Origin of the sequence: Paracoccus sp. (in: a-proteobacteria) (genome assembly GCF_046462195.1) — a bacterium.
In the GTDB taxonomy this organism is placed as follows: domain Bacteria; phylum Pseudomonadota; class Alphaproteobacteria; order Rhodobacterales; family Rhodobacteraceae; genus Paracoccus.
Genome location: NZ_JBKGUN010000125.1, coordinates 1 through 18,381 on the forward strand (window position 1 = coordinate 1; position 18,381 = coordinate 18,381).

Consider the following 18,381-nt stretch of genomic DNA (forward strand, 5'->3'; position numbering starts at 1 on the left):
ATCCGCATCATCGCCAAGACCGTGCCCGCACTGCTCACCTCAAAGGGCGCGCGGTAGAAGAGACAGGTGCCGGCACTGAGCCGGCACCGCGTTCATGGCCTTGAACGAGATGTTTGGTTCGGGCCATTGGTGGTGATCGCTCTTGCCGTCAGAACGCGACGGAGATCTCGACCTTGATGAATGGAAGGACATCGTAGCGGTTGAGCTGTCGACCCAGCCTGTCCGCTTCCGCTTCCATCTCGTTTTCCGGAATAAGCCCGCGGGGATCAGTTGCCGTGACGTCAAAGCCGCCGACATAGACTGCGCCTATGTCTGCACTGGCCCTGATCCTGCTGGCAAGGATGCCCCTGCTATAGCCGACCGTCAGGATGGGCGAGATGTCATTCCTGAACCTCGCGTCCAGATTCAAGGCGGTGTCATGGGTTTGGCCATTGATCTCGAATGATGTTGTGGTGAATCCGGCAGCATTGATCCCGCCCAGCCCTGCCAGTCCCAGTGAAAGGCGCATGTTGCCGGCCAAGGGGTAAAGGTCCACGAAGAGGCCGCTGCTGCCACCCTGCAAATTTCCTTCGTAAATGTCCTGGTCCAATGATTTCCGGAAGCTCATGCCGGCCCTGCTGTGAAAACCACGCAGGCCAAAGGTTTCGTTGATGCGATAGCCTACCTCCACTGTATGCCCGAGGACGGACTCTCCTATCCCGAACTCGGCCTCTCCGGCTGGGACTGTGATCGGAAACAAGGCGGCAAGAGCTGCAACTGCCAACGCTTTTCTCATCATCATCCTCTTTGGCACCTGCGGCTGGGGCATTCTGCAGCAGCTTGTACAGGCACCCGCACGTTAATCAATCCAAGGTTGAATTTTTCTGCAGTGCAGAATTCATTTTGCGGCTTGGAAATTCTATCGCTGTCGATCTGGCGGCAGCAGCAGACGCTGCAGGTCGGTTGCAGTCGATGTTGCGCAGGTGCTCCAAGGACCGGCAATGTGGATGATGGCAAGGCGGGATCAGACCTGCCCTTTCTGAGCAGAAGGCAGCACCGTTGCTGGCGAAGTGATGCTTCGCTCGCTTTCAGAGAGACTCGTTCCGCCGCGCCCCGGCGGAGGGGGACAGAGCGCTGCAGGGCCAACTGGCTTTGAATCGGGAAAAGCAGCGGGGCCATGCCAGACGCATCAAAGGAGCGCCACCTTTGCGTTCCCCCCGAGAGTTGCGCTTGCTTCGGAAGACCGGTGAAGATCGGTGTCGCCAACGCAGGGCGCTTCAATTTCACCCATATGCCAAGTCGCAGATTGCTTCCGAAACGGCCGAGTCAGGCCGCCGTGACTAAGGTTGGCTGAGCACACTTGAAACGGGTGAAGCCCTCTCCACATGCCGGTGTAAGAACATTCGGCGACGGAAAGGATTCGGGGCATCATCCCGAGCGGTTTGATCGCATTGACGCCTCGACAGGGCCGACCATTGTGGCCGTGTGATACATCCTGTGTCCCAGCAGATGCTTCCGGCAATTCGCTTGATCCAACTGCTGCATGCACTCTTCATCAGCGGCAATGGCGGTTTCGTCACCTTCATCCATGGGCGGCAATGCCGTCACCGCCCCCGGATCCGTGGGTCCATCGCGTCCCTCAATCCGTCGCCGATATAGTTCACGCAGAGCACGGTCAGCGAGATCAGCAGCCCGGGAAATATGACCCGCCAAGGATAAAGAACCATTTGGTCCACTGCGTCATAAAGCAGCCGGCCCCAGGTCGGAAAATCCGGGGGAAAGCCCAGTCCAAGAAAACTGAGTGCGGATTCGGTGATGATGGCGGTGGCGATGCCCAGCGTCGCGGCGACCATGATGGGCGACAGGACGTTCGGCAGGATGTGACGCAGGATCATCCGGTGCGACGGCGTGCCGATGGAACGGGCCGCCAGAATGAATTCGCGCTCCTTCAGTCCCAGCACTTCGCCGCGCACGATCCGGGCCGCCTGCATCCAACTGGTCGCCCCGATGGCGGAAACAATCAGGAAGAAGATGCCCAGCGCAGGACCGAAGGTCTGCGACAAGGGTTCCCGGAACAGGGTGACCATCAGCAGCAGAAGGGGCAGCAGCGGAAGGGCCAAAAACAGTTCGGTCAGGCGCATCAGCGGCGCATCCAGCCGTCGGAAATAGCCCGAGGTGACGCCAACGAAACTGCCCAGCGTGATGGCGATCAACATGGCCGTCAGGCCCACCGCGATCGACACCTGCCCGCCGGCCATCAGCCGGGCCAGCATGTCACGGCCCAACTGGTCCGTCCCCAGCGGATGAGCCGCCGAAAAGCCTTGGTTGCGGGCGCGAATGTCCACATAGGTCGCATCCAGTGTCCAGATCAGCGGGCCGACCGACACGAAGAGGATGATCGACACAAAGATCACCAGCGCCACCATGGCGCCCCGATGACTGCGGAACTGACGCCAGACATCCGACCACTGGCTGCGGGTTTCGACAGCACCCTGCGGCGGAACGACAGGGGGGCTGGCGGCGGCGGGAACGGCGGCATTGCCCGCGGTTGCGCGCAACTCGTCGATGGGGCGTGTCGTGTCAGTCATAGCGAATCCTCGGGTCCAGCACCCCGTAGAGGATGTCTGCGATCAGGGTGAAGGTGACGATCAGGATGGCGAAGATGAATGTCAGCGTCAGCACCATCGGGATGTCGTTGGCATGGATGGCAGAGATCAGCAGCTGTCCCAGGCCGTTCACCTTGAACACCTGTTCGGTGATGATGGCGCCACCGAAGACCGCCGGCAGGCCCAACGCGATGACCGTGATGACGGGAATGAGGCTGTTGCGAAGCACATGCTTCAGCACCACGACCCGTTCGGACAGGCCCTTGGCGCGGGCTGTGCGGACATAATCCTGTCCCAGGTTGTCCAGCATGGACGAACGCATGAAGCGGCTGATCTGCGCCGCGTTATAGAGCGCCAGAACCGTCACCGGCATCACCATCTGCCGGACCTGCGCCAGAAAACTGTCCCAGTCCCGCACGACCAGCGTCGTGTCATAAACGGAAGGAAACCACTGCAGGTTCACGCCGAAGATGATGATCAACACCACACCCGTGAAGAATGTGGGCATGGAAAAGCCGATCATGGACACGAAGGTGCCGATCTGGTCGAACCAGCTGTATTGCTTGTAGGCCGAGATGATCCCGATGGGGATCGCGATCAGGATGCCCACGACATAGGACATGCCGACCACGATCAGCGTTTGCGGCAGGCGCTGCGCGATCACGTCAAAGACGGGGCTGCGCGACTGGAAGCTGACGATCCGCTGCGCGCCTTGGCTGAAGTCGGTGCCGGTCCAGCGGCCGAACCAGTAAAGGGGCTCGACCCAGAAGAACTGCTTGAGCCACAGCACGTAGCGGACGGGCCAGGGCTCGCCCAAGCCAAGGGCTGCGCGCATCCGTTCGCGCACTTCGGGCGGGACTGTCAGAGGCACATCACCCAAGGGGTCACCGGGGGACGCCTCCAGCAGCAGGAAGATCACCAGCGAGATGAACAGCAATGTCGGGATCGCCAGCAACAGCCGGCGGATGGTGAAACTCAGCATGGCGCCTCGCTCGGAAGATGGGCTTGCATGTCCGTCCCCCCGTCACGGCCCCGGCAGGCGGAGCCGAGAGAAAGGGGGCGCCGCCCCGGCCACGGACCGGGGCGGCCTGTCGGTCACTGCGCGACGCGGGTCCAGTCGGCAGTGTTCCAGATCTCGCTGTCCCAGGCGTTCAGCTGGACACCGCCCAGCGTGTTGGAATGGGCCGAGGCCGTTCCGCGATATACCAGCGGGATGATCGCGTTGCTGTCCCTGGTCAGCATGTCGTTCATGCGGCGGCCCATTTCGGCGCGTTCGTCGGCATCCATGACGCCGTCGATCTCGTTCACCAGCCGGTCGTATTCTTCTTCGCAGAAACGGCTGGTATTCTCGCCCTGCCACTGGTTGGCGGGCGAAGGGGCTTTGTCGCAGGTCCATTTCGCCAGATAGGGCGTCGGGTTGGTGCCGTCGAAGTTGTCGGCATACATCTCGACATCGGCATAGAATTTCTGCAGCGTGTCGGGCGACCCGGCGTCGGACCCGAAGAACACCGATGCGTCAACGGTCTTCAACTCGGTCTCGATGCCGATCTCGGACCACCACTGCTTGATCAGCGCCTGGAAGTCCTGGCGCACGGCGTTGACGGATGACTGAAAGACCATGCGCAACGGAACGCCGTTCTTTTCGCGCACGCCCGACGGGCCCTTGACCCAGCCGGCTTCCTCCAGCAGGGCATTGGCGCCTTCGATGTCCTGCGTCAGGCATTCGGTGTTGTCCGAGGCCCAGGCCTCGGGGGCGGGGACATAGTTGCAGGTGGGCTGGCCGGCGGTTCCATAGCCGATCTCGACCAGCAGTTCGCGGTCGATGGCCATGGACAGGGCCTTGCGCACGGCAGGGTCCGACAGGAACGGATGGGGATGCTTCAGCGTCGAACGCTCGCCCTCGGGCAGCGAGGATGAAGGGTCGGTCAGGTTCACGTGGATGCGTTCCACAAGGCTTCCGAAGGCGGCCGTGACCTTGCCGCGACCCGCGGCCTCCATGCCCGCGATCACGTCGGGGGCCAGCTGCGTGTTCCAGGCATAATCGAATTCGCCCGTTTCAAGAACCGCCCGAGCGGCACCGGCCGCATCGCCACCGCCCTTGACCAGCACCGTCGCGAAGGCGGGCTTGGCCGGATCCCGGTATTCCGGATTGGCCTCCAGCGAGATCGTGTCGTTGGTCAGGAACTGCGTGACGCGAAAGGCGCCGGTGCCGATCGGGTTGAAGTTTTGGTCGGTGCAGGTGGGCGCATTGGCGCCAAGGCAGGCCTCGAACTGCGCCTTCTGCAGGATCGGCGACTGAGAGCCGACAAAGGCCGAAAAGGGGTCGGGGCGGGGGGAGGCGAAGGTGATGCGGACGGTGCGCTCGTCCACGGCCTCGATCGAGGTGACGCCCTCGAACTTGGCCAGCTGAGAGCAGCCTCCCTCGGGGTGCATGCAGTATTTGCCGGTGAACACCACGTCCTCGGCCGTCACGTCGCTGCCGTCGGACCACTTGATGTCGTCGCGCAGGGTCCATGTCACCTGGGTCATGTCCTCGGAAATGCCGCCGTTCTCGACCGAGGGAATTTCTGTCACAAGGCGCGGAAAGATGGTCCCTTCGGCATCATAGCCCGCCAGCGGCTCCAGCGTCAGGCTGGCCGCGATCTGTTCCTTGGTGCCGCCCGACAGATAAGGGTTCATGGTCGAAGGGGCCTGCCACATGATCAGGTTCAGCTGACCGTCGCTGCCGCGCTCGGCAAATGCGGCAGGGGCCATCGCCAGCGTCGCGGCGGCGCCCATCAGAACGGTTCTCAGATTCATCACACTCTCCTGTTGGGTATTGCGACCCGCGGGAGGCTCCACGCCACCATCAGCCATTCAAGGGCTGCTTGTTCTTTCATGTCCCCGATTATCCGGGCGGTTGTTCGTGTTGCCGTTATCCCTGCGGAATGGGGGCATCATCAGACAAAGCCCGCCGCGAAAGCAAGACCATTCGCGTCAGGGGCCCGTGACCGTTTCGTCTTTGACTTTCGGAGGGCTTTGGTTAGCCTTCCAGCCTGCACATGGTCGGAGGCTGTCGGGATGCTTGACGAGAAACCCCTTGTTTCGATTGAAAAACTGCGCGTCGAATTCGAAACGAACGATGGGGTGGTCGTTGGCGTCAAGGATGTCAGCTTCAACATCAGGCCCGGTGAATGCGTGTGCGTCGTCGGGGAATCCGGATCGGGCAAATCCGTCAGTTCGCTGTCGCTGATGCGGCTGGTCGAGTTCGGCGGCGGCACGATCGCGGGCGGCAGGCTGATGTTCGAAAAGGACGATGGCCGGGTGGTCGATCTGGCGGCGCAGAACAATGCCGCGATGCGCGACATCCGCGGCAACCAGATCGGCATGATCTTTCAGGAACCGATGACGGCACTGAACCCCGTCTTCACCGTGGGCGACCAGCTGGTTGAAGGACTGATGGCCCATCGCGGGCTGAAGAAGGGCCAAGCCCGGGCTCGCGCGCTGGAGATCCTGCGCCAGGTTCGCATTCCCGAACCCGAACGCCGCCTGGACCAGTACCCGCACGAACTCTCGGGGGGCATGCGTCAGCGTGTGGTCATCGCCATCGCCATGGCCTGCGAGCCGCGCCTGCTGATCTGCGACGAACCCACCACCGCGCTGGACGTCACCATCCAGGCCGAGATCCTGGCCCTGATCGACCGGCTGAAGCGGGAAAAGCGGATTGCCGTTCTTTTCATCACCCATGACATGGCTGTGGTCGCGCAAATGGCAGATCGTGTCGTGGTCATGTACCGGGGCGACAAGGTCGAGGAAGGCCCGGTCGAGCAGATCTTCGAAAACCCGCAGCAGGATTACACCAAGATGCTGCTGGCCGCCGTCCCCCGCCTGGGCGAGATGACGGGCAAGCCCGCGCCCGAACGCCTGCGCCTGATGGGCGACGGCAGCCATGGCGCCCCCGAGCCGATCATCGTGGCCGATCCCCGGTCCTTGCTGACGGTCCGGAACCTGACCACGCGCTTTGGCGTCAACGGCGGCATCCTGCGCCGCACCGTCGCTCGGGTCCATGCGGTCGAGGATGTCAGCTTCACCATCAACGCGGGCGAGACACTGTCGCTGGTAGGGGAGTCCGGCTGCGGCAAGTCCACCTGCGGCCGCTCCATCCTGCGGCTGGTCGAGCCGGAGTCGGGCCAGGTGGACCTTGGCGGCACTGATATCCTGGGCCTGTCGCAGCGCGAATTGCGCCGCGCACGTCGCGACATGCAGATGATCTTTCAGGATCCGTTCGCCAGCCTCGACCCGCACATGAAGCTGTATGACCAGGTGGCCGAGCCGATGCAGAACTATGGCATCGGCAGCCGGTCGGAACGCCAGGACCGCATCGCTGCGCTGTTCGACCGGGTCGAACTGCCGCGCAGCTTCATGCGCCGTTATCCCCACGAAATGTCGGGCGGCCAGCGCCAGCGCATCGCGATCGCCCGCGCGCTGGCCCTGAACCCCAAGCTGATCATCGCGGACGAGGCCGTGTCGGCGCTGGACGTGTCGGTGCAGGCGCAGGTCCTGAACCTGCTGATGGAGCTGCAGCAGGATCTGGGCATTTCGATGCTGTTCATCAGCCATGACATGGCGGTGGTGGAGCGCGTCAGCCACCATGTCGGCGTCATGTATCTGGGCCGCATCGTCGAGATGGGCACCCGCGCCCAAGTCTTCGAGAACCCGCAGCACAGCTATACCCGCCAGCTGATGCTGGCCGTTCCCGTCGCCGATCCGCGCCAGAAGAAGATCAGCGAGGACCTGAACTTCCGCCCCATTCCCTCGCCCATGCATCCGGTCGATTATCAGGCAAAGCCCTCGGTCTATCGCGAGGTCGCGCCGGGCCATCGCGTGCTGGTCGATCCGGTGACGCACTCATGAAGGCCACGCCGCCCATCGGACCCGATGCAGTGCCGCACCATCGTGCGGCACTGCCGGATGCCGCCGATGTCGTGGTCATCGGCGGCGGCATTGCGGGTGTGACGACGGCCCTTTATCTCGCACGCGAAGGCCAGCGGGTCGTCTTGTGCGAAAAGGGCGTGATCGCGGGCGAACAGTCCAGCCGAAACTGGGGCTGGGTCCGCGCGCAGGGCCGCGACGAGGCCGAGATCCCGATCATGCTGGAAGCCCGCCGATTGTGGTCTGCCCTTGCGCAGGAACTGGGCGAGACCCTCGGCCTGTCCACCTGCGGCGTCAGCTTCCTGGCGCCCGACGATGCGGCAATGGCGCGTTACGAACGCTGGCTGGAGGTTGCCCAGGCGCATGGTCTGGACAGTCACGTCGTCGGGCGCGCGGCGCTGGCACGGATGCTGCCGCACAGCGCGGGCTGGGCAGGTGCGCTGACGACACCGTCGGACATGCGCGCGGAACCGGGGCAGGCCGTGCCTGCCATCGCGCGCCTTGCCGTGGCCGAGGGCGTGACCATCCGCGAACATTGCGCGGTTCGCGCCCTCGATATCCAGAATGGCCGCGTCGCCGGCGTCGTCACCGAGGATGGTCCCATTGCCGCCGGCCGCGTTCTTTTGGCGGGCGGCGCGTGGTCAGGACTGTTTGCGGGCAATGCAGGGCTGTTCCTGCCGCAACTGTCGGTGCGGGCCACCGTTGCCGCGACCGAACCCCTGCCTGATTTTTGGGCGGGTGCCGCGACGGATGCAAACTTTGCCTTCCGGCGCCGGACCGATGGCGGCTATACGCTGGCACCCGGAATGGCCCATGACTTCTGGATCGGCCCCGCGGCAGTGCGCAACCTGCGGACCTATCTGCCGATGATCCGCCGCGACCTGCGCCTGACGCGTCTGCAGGCTGTGGCCCCGCGAGGATATCCGGATGCATGGACGACGCCGCGTCGCTGGCGCGCCGACCGGCCTTCGCCCTTCGAGGCGATGCGGGTGCTGTCGCCCGACCCGAACCCAGCGCGGCTGGCGCGGCTGCAGAACGACTTCGCCGCCGCCTTTCCCCGGATCGGACGCCCCAGGCTGCGCGCCGCCTGGGCCGGCATGATCGACACCATGCCCGATCAGGTGCCCGTGCTGGATGAAATGCCGGTCGGCGGCTTTTTTGTCGCCACCGGCCTGTCAGGTCACGGCTTTGGCATCGGACCGGGCATCGGACGCGTGATGGCGGACATGATGCAGGGGCGGCACCCCGCTCATGACCTGCGCCGCTTTCGCTATGCCCGTTTTTCGGACGGTTCCCCCGTCGAACTGGGCCCGGACCTGTGATGCCGGACCAACCTCTTGCAGATCATGCAGGAAATCGCCAACCTGCGCCCGAAGGAGACCATCATGCCCGTCAAGAACCGCTTTGCCGAACTGCTGCCCGAAATCACCGCATGGCGCCGCGACTTTCACGAGAACCCCGAACTGCTTTATGAGGTCCACCGGACGGCGGGCCGCGTGGCGCAGTTGTTGCGCGACTTCGGCTGCGACGAGGTGACCGAGGGCGTGGGCCGCACCGGGGTCGTCGGCGTCATCAGGGGCAAGACCGACACCCGGGGCCGCGTCATCGGCCTGCGCGCCGACATGGACGCGCTGCCCATCATCGAGCAGACGGGCGTCGAATACGCCTCGAAGACCCCTGGCATGATGCACGCATGCGGCCATGACGGGCACACCGCCATGCTGCTGGGCGCCGCCAGGTACCTGGCCGAGACGCGCAACTTTGACGGCACCGCCATTGTCATCTTCCAGCCGGCCGAAGAAGGCGGCGCGGGCGGTGAGGCCATGGTCAAGGACGGTCTGGTCGACCGCTGGAAGATCGACGAGTTCTATGGCATGCACAACATGCCCGGCATGCCGGTGGGCAGCTTCTCGATCCGTCCAGGGGCGATGATGGCGGCGGCCGACCAGTTCGACATCACGGTGACCGGCAAGGGCGGCCATGCGGCCAAGCCCCATGAATGCATCGACACGACCCTGACCGCCGCGCAGATCGTCGTGGCCATGCAGTCGGTCGTGGCGCGCAATATCGATCCGTTGAAGAATGCCGTGATCTCGGTCTGCGTGGTCAGCACGGACTCCACGGCGCACAACGTCATCCCGCAGGTCGTCAAGCTGAAGGGCACCGCCCGCAGTCTTGCCCCCGAGGTGCGTGACCAGCTGGAAGAAGGCATCAAGCGCGTCGCGACCAATATCGCCGCGGCCATGGGCGCCCGGGCCGAGGTGGATTACCAGCGCGGCTATCCGGTGACCATGAACGATGAACAGGCAACCGACTGGGCGGCCGACGTGGCCCGCCAGATATCGGGTGACGTGAACATGGACATGCAGCCGATGATGGGAGGCGAGGATTTCAGCTACATGCTGAACGAACGCCCCGGTGCCTATATCTGGGTCGGCAACGGCGACACGGCCATGGTTCACCACCCGGCCTATAATTTCAACGACGATGCGATCCCTGCCGGCTCCAGCTGGTACGCCGGCATGGTCGAGGCGCGGATGCCGGCCGCCTGAGGCTGACAACCTGGCCATGAACAACGGCGCGCGGACCAGCCGCGCGCCGTTTGTGTGATGAGGTTCCGACAGATGCCCTGCCTGTTACAGTCGGGGCAGGGCCCCGTTACTGCGGAAGCTGCGCGGTGATGCCCTCGACATAGAAGTTCATGCCTTGCAGGTCCTCGTCCTTGGCCACCTCGCCTTCGGCCAGCCAGACGCTGCCGTCGGCCTTGTTCAGGGGGCCGGTGAAGGGGTGATATTCGCCGGCGCCGATGGCATCGCGCAGCGCCTCGGCCTCGGCCTTGACCTCGGCGGGAACGGCGTCCGTGATGTCGCCGATCGCGACGATGCCGTCGCCGATGCCGCCCCAGACGCCATCTGGTTGCCAAGTGCCGTCCAGGACACGGCCCACGCTGTTCACGTAATGCGCGGCCCAGTTGTTATACACCGACGACACGCGCGGTGTCGGTGCAAAGGACGACATGTCGGCGGCCTGCCCAAAGCCGATCTTGCCCGCCTGCTGCAGCTGCGCCAGCGGCGCGGTCGAGTTGGTGTGCTGCAGGATCACGTCCACCCCTTCGGCCAGCAGGGCATTCGCGGCATCCGCCTCTTTCGCGGGATCATACCAGGTATAGGCCCAGACCACCCGCATCTCGACATCCGGGTTGACCTTCTTGGCATGGATATAGGCCGAGTTGATGCCCTGGATCACCTCGGGGATGGGGAAGGTCGCGATATAGCCGATCTTGTTCGTTTCGGTCATCCGGCCCGCGATGGTTCCGATGACAGCGCGGCCTTCGTAGAAGCGTCCGTCATAGGTGCCGACATTGTCCGCACGCTTGTAGCCGGTGTTGTGTTCGAACTTGACGTCCGGGAACTTGGCTGCGACGTTCATGACCGCGTCCATGTAGCCGAAGCTGGTCGCATAGATCACGTCGTTGCCCGCCAAGGCCAGCTGCGTCAGCGCACGCTCGGCATCGACGCCTTCGGGCACGTTTTCCAGATAGGTGGTTTCGACCCGGTCGCCGAACTCCGCCTCGACCGCCAGGCGACCCTGGTCATGCTGATAGGTCCAGCCGCCATCGCTGACAGGTCCGACATAGATGAAGCTGACCTTCAGCGGCTCGTCCTGGGCCAGAGTCGGTGCGGCCAGCGCCATGATCAGGGCCGAAGCCGTGGCCAGAAGTGTCCTGCGTTGCATGTTGATCAATCCCTTTGTTGGTTGTCGTTGATGGGCCGCGTGTCAGCGCAGCGCGTGGAAATTGAGCCCCAAAGATCCGGGTGCCGCGCCTCCTGCCCGGCGGCTGAACTTTTGCCGGGCCGAGATCAGGACAAGCACGATGATGGTCGCCAGATAGGGCGCCATCGACAGCAGTTGCACCGGCACCTGCACGCCCGCCGCCTGCAGCCGCAGCTGCAGCACGGTGACGCCGCCGAAGAGCCAGGCCCCGGCCAGCACACCTGGCGCCGTCCAGTTGGAAAAGACGACAATGGCCAGCGCGATCCATCCGGCGCCCGCGGTCATGCCTTCGGTCCACTGCAGCACCGAAGCAATCGAGATATAGGCGCCGCCGACACCCGCCATGGCGCCGCCGAAGGCAACAGCGGCCACGCGGGTCAGGCGCACGTCATAGCCCAAGGCATGGGCCGCGTCATGGTTCTCGCCCACGCCGCGCAGGATGAGGCCCGGGCGTGACCGGTTCAGAAACCACCAGATCAGCGGCACCATGATCAGGCCCAGCCAGACGATCCAGTTGATGCGCAAGGGACCTGCCGGCATGGGCGGGGCCTTGACGCCCTCGAAGGGTTTTCCGAACATTGCGGTCAGGCCCAGCCCGAACAGCGTCAGCGCCAGTCCGGAAGCCACCTGATTGGCCAGAAACAGCTGCGTCAGCGCCGAAAACAGCAGCGAGATCGCTGCCCCGGCCACGGCCGCCACCAGAAACCCGAGGAACGGGTTGCCCGTGCCATAGGCGGCAGCGAAACCCGCCAGCGCGCCCGTGATCATCATCCCTTCGACGCCTAGGTTCAGGACGCCGGCGCGTTCGGCCACCAGTTCGCCCAGCGCGGCGAACAGGATCGGGGTTGAAGCCGACAACAGCAGCAGAAAGACGGACAGCGGATCGATGATCATGCCAGGACCCTCCTGCGGATCTGGAAGCGGGTCAGCAGGTCAAACCCCAGCAGGAAGAACAGCAACATCCCCTGAAAGACCTGCACGCTGGCAGCGGGCAGTTGCATCGTCAGCTGCGCCAGTTCGCCCCCGATATAGGTCAGCGCCAGCAGCAGGCCCGCCAGCAGGATGCCGACCGGATGCAGGCGGCCCAGAAAGGCCACGATGATGGCGGTGAAGCCATAGCCCGTGCCCAGCTTGTCGGTGATCTGGCCGGCCGGACCCGCGACCTCGAACAAACCCGCTGCTCCGGCCAGTGCGCCCGATAGACCCAGGCAGAAGGCCACCAGCGTCGCGGGATTGACGCCGGCAAAGCGGGCGGCGCGAGGGGCGGTTCCTGCGGCTCGGATGTGAAAGCCGCGGATATGGCGGCTCATCAGGAACCAGGTGGCCAGAACCGCCACCGCCGCCGCGACCACGCCCCAATGCGCTCCGGTGCCCTCGATCAGTTCAGGGTTGGCCGCCGCCGGATATTGCTGAAGATTGCGCGATCCGGGCATGCCGAAGCCTTCGGGATTGCGCATCGGGCCAAAGGCCATCCAAGCCGCCACGCGCTGGGCGACATAAACCAGCATCAGCGACACTAGGATCTCGGACGCGCCGAACCAGTTCCTGAGCAGCGCCGGAATCATGCCCCAGGCCCAGCCGCCCGCCATGCCCGCCAACACCATGGCAGGAAAGATCCACAGGCCGTCGGCCGGATAGGCGGCCAAGGCAACTGCCCCGCCGGTGATGCCGCCGATGATGTATTGCCCCTCGGCCCCGATGTTCCAGATGCCCGCGCGAAAGCCGATCGCCAGCCCCGAGGCGATCAGGATCAGCGGCGCGGCCTTGACCAGCAGCTGCGGCCGGGAATAGGACGCCGCCGGTCCGAACAGCGGGTCCCAGAAGATGGTGCGGATCGCCGCCACCGGCTCGTGTCCCATGGCGGCGAACAACAGGCCGCCCGCCACCATCGTGGCCAGCACGGCCAGAACGGGCGTCGCCACTTGCCATGCGGTCGAGGTGGCCTGGCGCGGAACAAGCTGGATCATGGCCGGGCCTCCTCCATGCCATGGGCACCGCCCAGCATCAGGCCGATGCGCTCCAGCGTCAGGCCCTCGGTGGGTACCGGATCGGACAGGCGTCCTTCGTTCAGCGCGCAAAAGCGGTCGGACAGTTCCAAAAGCTCATCCAGGTCCTGAGAGATGACAATGACACCCGCACCCTTGCGGGCCAGGTCCAGCAGCGACTGGCGGACGGCGGCGGCGGCGCCGGCGTCGACACCCCAAGTGGGCTGGTTGACGACCAGCACGCGCGGCGCCTGCATCACCTCGCGGCCGATGACGAATTTCTGCAGATTGCCGCCCGAAAGGGCCCGTGCGGGGGTGCCGGGGCTGGGGGTGCGGACGTCGAAGGCCTTGATGACGGCCTCTGCATAGCGACGGGCGCCGGCATGGTCGATCAGGCCGCGACGCACCAGCCCCTTGCGCGCGCCGGCGGTCAGCAGCGTGTTCTCGGTCAGGCTGAAATCCGGAACGGCAGCGTGACCCAGCCGATCCTCGGGCGCGGACAGAAGGCCGGCCTCGCGCCGTGGCTCGGGACCAAGGACCGACAGGTCGCGCCCTTCCAGCGTCACGCTGCCGGGCGCGCTGCGAACCTCGCCCGACAGGGCGGCCAGCAACTCTTCCTGCCCGTTGCCCGCAACGCCGCCGATGCCCAGGATCTCGCCCGTGCGGAGGGTCAGGCTGACCCCTTTCAACGCTGTCCCTTCGGCCGTGGGGGCGGAGCGGCTGAGGTTTTCCACGCGCAGCACCGTGTTCCCCGCCCGGCGTCCCGTGCGATCGACGAGGCGCATCTCGCTTCCGACCATCATGGCAGCCAGTTCGCGGGCAGTATGGGCGCGGGGGTCGCAGCTGTCCACGACGCGGCCATGGCGCAGGATGGTGGCGCGGTCGCAATGGCTGCGGATTTCATCCAGCTTGTGGCTGATGTAAAGGATGGAGGTGCCGCCCGCCGCCAGCTTGCGCAGGGTTGCGAACAGCAATTCGGCCTCTTGCGGGGTCAGCACGCTGGTCGGCTCGTCCATGATCAGCAGGCGCGGGTTCTGCAACAGGCAGCGGATGATCTCGACTCGCTGGCGCTCGCCCGCGGACAGGGTGACGATGCGCCGCGATGGATTCAGGGGCAGGCCGAAGTCGTGGCTGACGGTGGTGATGCGCGCCGCCAGGTCGCGCCGAGGGGGCGGGTTCTCCATCCCGAGAGCAATATTCTCGGCCACGGTCAGGGCGTCGAACAGGCTGAAATGCTGAAACACCATGGCAACGCCGGCGGCACGGGCGGCACGCGGATCGGCAGGATGATGAGGCGCATCCCCAAGCCACATCTGTCCTTGATCGGGTCGCACAAGGCCATAGATCATCTTGACCAGTGTCGACTTGCCGGCGCCGTTCTCGCCCAGGAGGGCGTGGATCTCGCCCTCGGCAACGGCAAAGGACACGTCGTCATTGGCGCGGACACCGGGATAGGACTTGCCGATCCCCGTTGCCCGGAACACTGCGGCCTTGGTCAAAAATTTGTCCCCTTGGTCAAAAGCCCTGCCTGCTTAGACCGCAAAACCCCGGCAGGGCAATTGCACTGTTTGGCCAGCCTGCGATACTGTCCCGATCATGACGTCAAAACCCCCCCGATTCATCCATCTTCGCACACATTCCGAGCATTCCTTGCTGGAAGGTGCCATTCCTGTAGGCAAACTGCCCGCTTTGGCGGCAGATGTTGGGATGCCGGCGGTCGCGCTGACCGATACCAATGCCATGTTCGCCGCACTGGAGTTCAGCGTGAAGGCCAAGGACAAGGGCGTCCAGCCGATCATCGGCTGTCAGGTGACATTGGCGGCGGATGTGACCGGGCCCGTTGTCCTCTTGGCACAGAACCAGGCGGGCTGGCTGAACCTGATGGCGCTGTCGACCTGCCTGTATCTGCGCGAGGGTGGTGCACTGCCCCATGTCACCGTGGAAGAGTTGTGCGCGCGGGCAGAAGGGCTGATTTGCCTGACAGGCGGTGCCTGTGGGCCGCTGGGCCTGCTGATCGCGCAAGGGCAGGCCGACAAGGCTGCGGCGCTGGCCGACCGGCTGGCGGAGGCCTTTCCGACCCGGCTTTACATCGAACTGCAGCGGCATCCGGGCGAGAATAGCAAGCTGATGGACGCCGAGGCCGCCAGCGAGGGCGGACTGATCGACCTTGCCTATGCCAGGGATTTGCCGCTGGTTGCCACGAACGACGTGTATTTTCCCAAGACCACGATGTACGAGGCGCATGACGCGCTGATCTGCATCGCGGAAAAGGCCTATGTCGACCAGTCCCAGCCCCGCCGCCGCCTGACGCCCCAGCATTATTTCAAGTCGCCCGAGGAAATGACGGTTCTTTTCGCCGACCTGCCCGAGGCGATCGAGAACACCGTAGAGATCGCCCGCCGCTGCGCCTTTGCCGTGGCCAAGCATGCGCCGATCCTGCCGAAATTCGCCGATGACGAGGTGGCCGAACTGCGCCGGCAGGCACGCGAGGGTCTCGAAGCGCGGTTGAAGGTCATTCCCCATGCCGTCAGCGTCGAGGAATATCACGCCCGCCTCGATTTCGAGCTGAACATCATCGAGCAGATGGGTTTCCCGGGCTATTTCCTGATCGTGGCCGACTTTATCGGATGGGCCAAGTCGCATCACATCCCGGTGGGGCCGGGACGGGGATCGGGCGCGGGGTCGCTGGTGGCCTATGCGCTGACCATCACCGACCTCGACCCCCTGCGCTACAGCCTCCTTTTCGAGCGGTTCCTGAACCCGGAACGCGTCTCGATGCCTGATTTCGACATCGACTTCTGCATGGACCGTCGGGAAGAGGTGATCCGCTATGTGCAGAACAAGTACGGGTCGGACAAGGTCGGGCAGATCATCACCTTCGGTGCGCTGTTGTCCAAGGCGGCCGTGCGTGACGTCGGCCGCGTGCTGCAGATGCCGTTCGGGCAGGTGGACCGTTTGTCCAAGATGATCCCGCTCGAAGGCGTGAAGCCTGTCAGCATCACAAAGGCCCGGGCCGACGAGCCGCGCCTGCGCGAGGCCGCGCGCGAGGAGGTCGTGGCCCGCCTGCTGGATTATGCCGAGCAGCTGGAAGGGCTTTATCGCAACGCATCGACCCATGCGGCGGGCGTGGTGATTGGCGACCGTCCGCTGGACCGGCTGGTGCCGCTGTATCGCGATCCGGCCTCCAACATGCCGGCCACCCAGTTCAACATGAAATGGGTCGAACAGGCCGGGCTGGTCAAGTTCGACTTCCTGGGCCTCAAGACCCTGACGGTGATCCAGAATGCGGTGGACCTGATCAACGGGGCGGGGCGGCCCTTGCATGTGTGCGCAGAGGGGCGGGCGCTTTATGAACCCGCGCCGGGGACGGAAAACCAGATCAACCTGATCCCGCTGGATGACAAGGTCAGCTATGACCTGTTCGCCAGCGCCCGCACGGTGGCGGTGTTCCAGGTCGAAAGCTCGGGGATGATGGACGCGCTGCGGCGCATGCGGCCCACCTGCATCGAGGACATCGTGGCGCTGGTGGCGCTGTATCGCCCTGGCCCGATGGAGAACATCCCGACCTATTGCGAGGTCAAGAACGGGCTGCGCGAACTGGAATCGATCCATCCGACGATCGACCATATCCTGGCGGAAACGCAGGGCATCATTGTTTATCAGGAACAGGTGATGCAGATCGCGCAGGTCATGGCGGGCTATTCGCTGGGTGGTGCCGACCTTCTGCGCCGTGCGATGGGCAAGAAGATCGCCGCCGAGATGGCCAAGGAGCGCCCCAAGTTCGTCAAGGGCGCGGTGGCCAACGGCGTGCCGGAAAAGAAGGCGGGCGAAGTCTTCGACCTGTTGGAGAAATTCGCCAACTACGGCTTCAACAAGTCCCACGCGGCGGCCTATGCGGTTGTCAGCTATCAGACCGCCTGGCTCAAGGCCAACCACCCGGTCGAGTTCATGGCCGCAGTGATGAACTGCGACATCCACCTGACCGACAAGCTGGCGATCTACAAGCGCGAGTGCGACCGCATGGGGATCGAGATCGTGCCGCCCTGCGTCAACCGCTCGGCGCCGACCTTTACCGTGGGCAAGGGGCGCATCTATTATGCGCTGGGTGCGCTGAAGGGCGTGGGACTGGACGCGATGCGGCTGATCCACGAGGCGCGCGGGGATGTTCCGTTCCGCGATATCCTCGACCTTGCCCGTCGTGTGGACATGAAGCGCGTGGGCAAGCGCCCCCTTGAAATGCTGGCCCGGGCCGGGGCCTTCGACGTGCTGGATGACAACCGCGCGCGGGTCATGAAGTCGCTGGATGCGCTGTGTGCCTGGTCGGCGGCGGTGCAGGAACAGGCAGCCTCCAGCCAGACGTCGCTGTTCGGCGGGGGCGAGGACCTGCCACCGCCCCGCGCGCCGCTGGCCGGCATCTGGCTGCCGACCGAAAAGCTGGGAGAGGAGCACAAGGCCGTCGGTTTCTATCTGTCCGGCCACCCGCTGGACGATTATCTGCCCGCCTTGCGCCGAAAGAAGGTCCAGACCCTGGCCGAGATCAGCCAGGATGCGCTGCAAGGCCCCTTGGTGGCGCAGATCGCCGGCACGGTCGCCGCCCGGATGGAGCGCAAGTCGGCCAAGGGTACGCAATACGCCTTTGTCAGCCTTTCGGATCCGACCGGTCTTTACGAAGTGACCGTGTTTTCGGACCTGCTGAACGCGTCCCGCGACAAGCTGGAGGCGGGGTCGAACGTGGTCCTGCAGGTCAAGGTCGAGCCTTCCGGCGACCAAATCAAGATGCTGGCCAATTCGGTCACGGCGCTGGAGGATGCGGTGGCCGATGCCGGCGCCGGTTGCCTAGCGGTCGAGATGCAGGGTGCCGACACGATACCGCGCCTGGCCGAGGTGCTGACCCGCATCCGCACCGAGATCATCGTGCCGCCCCGGTCCCGCGGCCCGGTGCGCCTGCGCATTCGCGAGGGCGACGAGGTGATCGAGATCGAGGTCGCCAATGACGCCCCTATGACCACGCCCGCCCGCCAAGCCTTGCGCGCCGTGCCGGGCGTTCTTGATGTCATCGAGGAATAGGCTTCGTTTCGTCGGGAACTGCCGAGGATGTCGATCATTTCGGGGCAACGCGATCGCGG

Annotated in this window: 12 protein-coding genes; 4 read left to right on the top strand and 8 right to left on the bottom strand. The window is 64.6% G+C overall.

Translation table 11 applies throughout. The features are described from left to right. Positions 1 to 148: 148 nt before the first annotated feature. The 4 genes from ACLHHB_RS08020 to ACLHHB_RS08035 all read right to left on the bottom strand — a co-directional run bounded on the left by ACLHHB_RS08020 (position 149) and on the right by ACLHHB_RS08035 (position 5,384). Complete coding sequence (locus tag ACLHHB_RS08020) at positions 149 to 607, bottom strand: hypothetical protein (protein ID WP_410217747.1); 459 nt, start codon at positions 605 to 607, stop codon at positions 149 to 151. A gap of 976 nt (positions 608 to 1,583) precedes the next feature. Continuing rightward, the gene (locus ACLHHB_RS08025) at positions 1,584 to 2,567 is read right to left on the bottom strand and encodes an ABC transporter permease (RefSeq protein ID WP_410217748.1); all 984 of its coding nucleotides are present in this window, start codon (positions 2,565 to 2,567) and stop codon (positions 1,584 to 1,586) included. Next, on the bottom strand, positions 2,560 to 3,567 hold the full coding sequence (locus tag ACLHHB_RS08030; protein ID WP_410217749.1) for an ABC transporter permease: 1,008 nt from the start codon (positions 3,565 to 3,567) through the stop codon (positions 2,560 to 2,562). Before ACLHHB_RS08030 ends, ACLHHB_RS08025 begins: the two co-directional genes overlap by 8 nt. Positions 3,568 to 3,680: 113 nt before the next feature. Then, a complete protein-coding gene (locus ACLHHB_RS08035) occupies positions 3,681 to 5,384 on the bottom strand; it encodes a peptide ABC transporter substrate-binding protein (protein ID WP_410217750.1) in 1,704 nt (567 codons plus the stop codon). A 261-nt stretch (positions 5,385 to 5,645) separates the two neighbouring features. On the opposite strand from ACLHHB_RS08035, the gene ACLHHB_RS08040 reads away from it, so the two are divergent. The 3 genes from ACLHHB_RS08040 to ACLHHB_RS08050 all read left to right on the top strand — a co-directional run bounded on the left by ACLHHB_RS08040 (position 5,646) and on the right by ACLHHB_RS08050 (position 10,048). Further along, positions 5,646 to 7,478, top strand: coding sequence for a dipeptide ABC transporter ATP-binding protein (locus ACLHHB_RS08040; protein WP_410217751.1), 1,833 nt, complete (start codon positions 5,646 to 5,648; stop codon positions 7,476 to 7,478). Further along, positions 7,475 to 8,818 carry an NAD(P)/FAD-dependent oxidoreductase gene (locus ACLHHB_RS08045; RefSeq protein WP_410217752.1) on the top strand — a complete coding sequence of 448 codons (1,344 nt, stop codon included), beginning with the start codon at positions 7,475 to 7,477 and terminating at the stop codon, positions 8,816 to 8,818. Before ACLHHB_RS08040 ends, ACLHHB_RS08045 begins: the two co-directional genes overlap by 4 nt. A gap of 63 nt (positions 8,819 to 8,881) precedes the next feature. After that, positions 8,882 to 10,048 carry a M20 aminoacylase family protein gene (locus tag ACLHHB_RS08050; protein ID WP_410217753.1) on the top strand — a complete coding sequence of 389 codons (1,167 nt, stop codon included), beginning with the start codon at positions 8,882 to 8,884 and terminating at the stop codon, positions 10,046 to 10,048. A 106-nt stretch (positions 10,049 to 10,154) separates the two neighbouring features. Here ACLHHB_RS08050 and ACLHHB_RS08055 read toward each other — a convergent pair whose 3' ends face one another. Genes ACLHHB_RS08055 through ACLHHB_RS08070 form a run of 4 tightly spaced genes read right to left on the bottom strand, consistent with a single transcriptional unit; the run spans position 10,155 to position 14,754 of the window. Continuing rightward, positions 10,155 to 11,231: a BMP family ABC transporter substrate-binding protein gene (locus ACLHHB_RS08055; RefSeq protein WP_410217754.1), complete on the bottom strand. Its 1,077-nt coding sequence runs from the start codon at positions 11,229 to 11,231 to the stop codon at positions 10,155 to 10,157. 42 nt (positions 11,232 to 11,273) lie between these two features. After that, a complete protein-coding gene (locus ACLHHB_RS08060; RefSeq protein ID WP_410217755.1) occupies positions 11,274 to 12,164 on the bottom strand; it encodes an ABC transporter permease in 891 nt (296 codons plus the stop codon). Beyond that, positions 12,161 to 13,237 carry an ABC transporter permease gene (locus ACLHHB_RS08065; protein ID WP_410217756.1) on the bottom strand — a complete coding sequence of 359 codons (1,077 nt, stop codon included), beginning with the start codon at positions 13,235 to 13,237 and terminating at the stop codon, positions 12,161 to 12,163. The genes ACLHHB_RS08060 and ACLHHB_RS08065 overlap by 4 nt, the downstream gene beginning before the upstream one ends. Further along, entirely contained in the window at positions 13,234 to 14,754 is a 1,521-nt protein-coding gene (locus ACLHHB_RS08070) for an ABC transporter ATP-binding protein (protein ID WP_410217757.1), read from the bottom strand. Before ACLHHB_RS08070 ends, ACLHHB_RS08065 begins: the two co-directional genes overlap by 4 nt. Positions 14,755 to 14,851: 97 nt before the next feature. Between ACLHHB_RS08070 and dnaE the strand changes: the two genes are divergently transcribed. Beyond that, positions 14,852 to 18,322: a DNA polymerase III subunit alpha gene (dnaE, locus tag ACLHHB_RS08075; RefSeq protein ID WP_410217758.1), complete on the top strand. Its 3,471-nt coding sequence runs from the start codon at positions 14,852 to 14,854 to the stop codon at positions 18,320 to 18,322. Positions 18,323 to 18,381 lie beyond the last annotated feature (59 nt).